We start from the raw sequence: 3,967 nt of genomic DNA on the forward strand, positions 1-3,967 counted from the left end.
GCACCTGCTCGCCGAGGGCCGCCCCGTCCCGCCCCCGCACGAGGACCCCGACGTCCTCGCCGCCGTCGAGGCCGCGTTCGGGTCCGACCAGTCGGTCAGCGGGGTCCGTGTCACCGAGGGCACGTCGGCGGAGCTGGCCGTCCGGTTCGCCGTCGTCCCCGGCCACGACGAGCGCCGCACCGTGCAGCGCGTCTCCGACCGCCTCGCCGAACTGCTCCGCGGCCGCATCGTCGGCGGCGTGGAACTGAACATCGTCCGCCGGTAAATCGTTCGCGTCCGCGGAGACGGGTCTGGGACGGTGAGGCCGTGATCGACGTTGACGCCTTCATCGCCGACGGGTTCGTCCGGGTCGAGGAGGCCTTCTCCCGGGAACTGGCGGCCGAGTGCCGGGAGATCCTCTGGCGCGACACCGGCTGCGACCCCGACGACCGCTCGACATGGACGCGGCCCGTCGTCCGGCTCGGCGGCTACGCGCAGGAGCCGTTCCGGGCCGCCGCCAACACCCCGCGCCTGCACCGGGCGTTCGACGCGATCGTCGGAGCGGGCGCCTGGGAGCCGCCCGGCGGCCTCGGAACGTTCCCCGTGCGGTTCCCCAGCGACGAGGCTCCCGGCGACGACGGCTGGCACATCGACGCGAGCTTCCCCGGCGACGACCCGTCCGACTTCATGGACGCCCGGGTGAACGCGGAGTCGAAGGGCCGCGCGCTCCTGGGGCTGTTCCTGTTCTCCGACGTGGCAGAGGACGACGCGCCCACCCGGGTCCGGGCCGGCTCCCATCTGGACGTCCCGCCGATCCTGGATCCGGCGGGGGACGGGGGACTCTCGTTCATGGACCTCGCGGGCAAGGCGGTCCCCGCGTCCGAGCACCGCCCGGTCGCGCTCGCCACCGGGCGCGCCGGGGACGTCTACCTGTGCCACCCCTTCCTCGTGCACGCCGCGCAGCCGCACCGCGGGACCGCGCCGCGCTTCATGGCCCAGCCGCCGCTCCTCCCGTCCGGACCGCTCCCGGAAGGGTCCCCGGTCCGGATCGCGATCGAGCGAGGTCGTACGTGATCCATCGCAGGTCCGGCCCCATTCATCGCAGGCCCGGCTCGCGTCGTCCGCCGTGGAACACGGTCTAGGCTTGTCGCTTCCGTCGTCTTGGAGATTCCCGTGCTGACCATGCAGGACGCCCTGATCGGGCTCACCGGCTACTGGGCGGGGCGCGGCTGCCTCGTCGCGCAGCCGATGAACACCGAGGTCGGCGCGGGCACGCTCAACCCGGCCACCGCGCTGCGGGTCCTCGGGCCGGAGCCGTGGCGGGTCGCCTACACCGAGCCGAGCGTGCGCCCCGACGACTCCCGGTACGGCGACAACCCCAACCGGCTGCAGACCCACACGCAGTTCCAGGTGATCCTCAAGCCGGAGCCGGGCGACGCGCAGGAGCTCTACCTCGGCAGCCTCGCCGCGCTGGGCGTCGACCTGCGCGCCCACGACGTCCGGTTCGTCGAGGACGACTGGGCCTCGCCCGCGCTCGGCGCGTGGGGGCTCGGCTGGGAGGTCTGGCTGGACGGCCTGGAGATCACCCAGTTCACGTACTTCCAGCAGTCCGGCGGGCTGGCCCTCGACCCGGTGTCGGTCGAGATCACCTACGGGATGGAACGCATCCTCATGGCACTCCAGGGCGTCTCCCACTTCAAGGACATCGCCTACGCGCCCGGCATCTCCTACGGGGAGGCGTTCGGGCAGGCCGAGTACGAGATGAGCCGCTACTACCTCGACGACGCGGACATCGGGACGAACCGGGACCTGTTCGAGGCGTACGCGGCGGAGGCGCGGCGGATGCTGGACGCCCGGCTGCCCGTCCCCGCCCACTCCTACGTGCTGAAATGCTCGCACGCGTTCAACGTCCTGGACGCGCGCGGCGCGGTCGGCGCCACCGAGCGGGCCCGCGCGTTCGCCCGGATGCGGAACCTCGCCCATGAGGCCGCCGCCCTGTGGGTGGAGCGCCGCGCCGAACTGGGCCACCCGCTGGGCGACGCCGCGACCCGTCCCGCCGCCGTCCCCGAGCCGGTCACGCCGCCCGCCCCGGACGCGCCCGGCTCGCTCGCGCTGGAGATCGGCGTCGAGGAACTGCCGCCGCAGGAGGTCGCCCGCACGGCGGACGACGCGGCGGAACGGCTGCTGCGCGGGCTGGAGGAGACCGGCCTGGTCACCGACGCCTCCTCGCTCGACGCCTACGCGACGCCCCGCCGGATCATCGTGCTCGTCCGCGACCTGGAGCCGCGGGAGCCGGACACCGAGCAGATCGTGAAGGGACCGCGCCTCACCGCGGCCTACGACGCCTCCGGGGAGCCGACGCGGGCGCTGCGGGGGTTCGCGCGCGGGCAGGGGATCGGCGTCTCCGAGGTCCGGAAGGTCGCGGTCGGCGGCGGGGAGTACGCCGGGTTCGTCCGCGAGGTGCCGGGGCGCCCGGCCGCCGAGGTCCTGGCGGGGCTGCTCCCGGAGATCGTCACCGGGCTGCGCGCCGGGAAGAACATGCGCTGGAGCGCGCCCGGCCTGTCGTTCGCCCGGCCCGTCCGCACGCTGCTCGCGCTCCTGGACGGCCACGAGATCCCGTTCACCGTCTCCGGCCTGACGGCGGGCCGCTCCACCCGCGTCCACCGCACGGCCGCCGCGCCGGTCATCGAGGTCCCGGACGCGTCGTCACTGATCACGACGCTCCGCGAGCACGGAATCGAGCCCGACCCGGCCCGCCGCCGCACCCGCGTCATCGAGGACGCCGGAGCGCTCGCCCGCCGCCACGGCGGCGCCATCGACTTCGACGGCGAGCAGGCACTCGTGGAGGAGATCGTCGACCTCGTCGAGGAGCCGGTCGCCATCCTGGGAGCGTTCGACGAGAAGTACCTGGAGCTGCCGGAGGAGATCCTCACGACGGTCATGCGCAAGCACCAGCGCTACCTGCCGGTGCGGGCGTCCGCGGGGCGCCTCATGCCGTACTTCGTCACGGTCGCCAACGGCGATTGCGACCACGGCGCCGTCCGGGCCGGGAACGAGGCCGTGCTCCGCGCGCGCTACGAGGACGCCTCGTTCTTCTACCAGCAGGACCTCCGGAGCACTCCGGAGCAGATCAAGGAGGGGCTCGGCAGGCTCACGTTCACCGAGCGCCTCGGCTCGATGGCCGACCGCTCGTCCCGCATCGCCGCGATCGCCGCCGACCTGGCGGACCGCCTCGACCTGGCCCCGGCGGAGCGGGCGGCGGCACGCCGCGCCGCCGCGCTGGCCAAGTTCGACCTCGCCTCCTCCATGGTCATCGAGCTGTCGAGCCTCGCGGGGACGATGGCCCGCGAGTACGCCCGCCGCTCCGGCGAGGACGACGCCGTCGCGGAGGCCCTCCACGACATGGAACTGCCCCGCTCGGCCGGGGACGCCCTGCCCGCGACGACCGCGGGCGCGGTCCTGGCCGCCGCCGACCGGCTCGACCTCCTCGCGGGCCTGTTCGCCGTCGGGTCCGCCCCGACCGGCGGCTCCGACCCGTTCGGCCTCCGCCGCGCCGCCCTCGCGCTGACCGCGATCCTGCGGGACGTCCCGCGCCTGGCGCCGGTCACGGTCGGGGACGGCCTCGCGATCGCCGCCCGGCATCAGCCGGTGGACGTCGCCCCTGAAGCCCTCGGCGAGGCGGAGCGGTTCGTCGCGCGCCGCCTGGAACAGAACCTCCTGGACGAGGGCCGCCCCGTGCACATCGTCCGGGCCGTCCTCCCGCACGCGGGCGCGCCCGCCCGCGCCGCGGATGCCGCGGCCGACCTGGCGGAGCTGCTCGGCTCGCCGCGATTCGAGCGGCTCACGACGGCGTTGCAGCGCGTCCTGCGCATCGTCCCGGCCGGCACCGCCGCGGGCTACGACCCCGCCCTGTTCACCGAACCCGCCGAACAGGACCTGGACGCCGCGTTCACCGCCGTCCACGGCGAACTCCCCGCCCACCCCACGC

2 protein-coding genes and 1 pseudogene are annotated in these 3,967 nt (G+C 74.8%); all 3 read left to right on the forward strand.

Annotated features, from left to right (window positions below; genetic code table 11):
* A pseudogene (locus E1281_RS38235) lies at nt 1–265 on the forward strand (SseB family protein); the annotation flags it as partial.
* Between the two features lie 41 nt (nt 266–306).
* Entirely contained in the window at nt 307–1,053 is a 747-nt protein-coding gene (locus tag E1281_RS38240) for a phytanoyl-CoA dioxygenase family protein (protein WP_131884585.1), read from the forward strand.
* A 108-nt stretch (nt 1,054–1,161) separates the two neighbouring features.
* A partial coding sequence (locus E1281_RS38245; RefSeq protein ID WP_131884586.1) for a glycine--tRNA ligase occupies nt 1,162–3,967 on the forward strand: 2,806 nt, incomplete at its 3' end.

The sequence above is a fragment of the Actinomadura sp. KC345 genome (genome assembly GCF_004348515.1).
Taxonomy (GTDB): Bacteria; Actinomycetota; Actinomycetes; order Streptosporangiales; family Streptosporangiaceae; genus Spirillospora.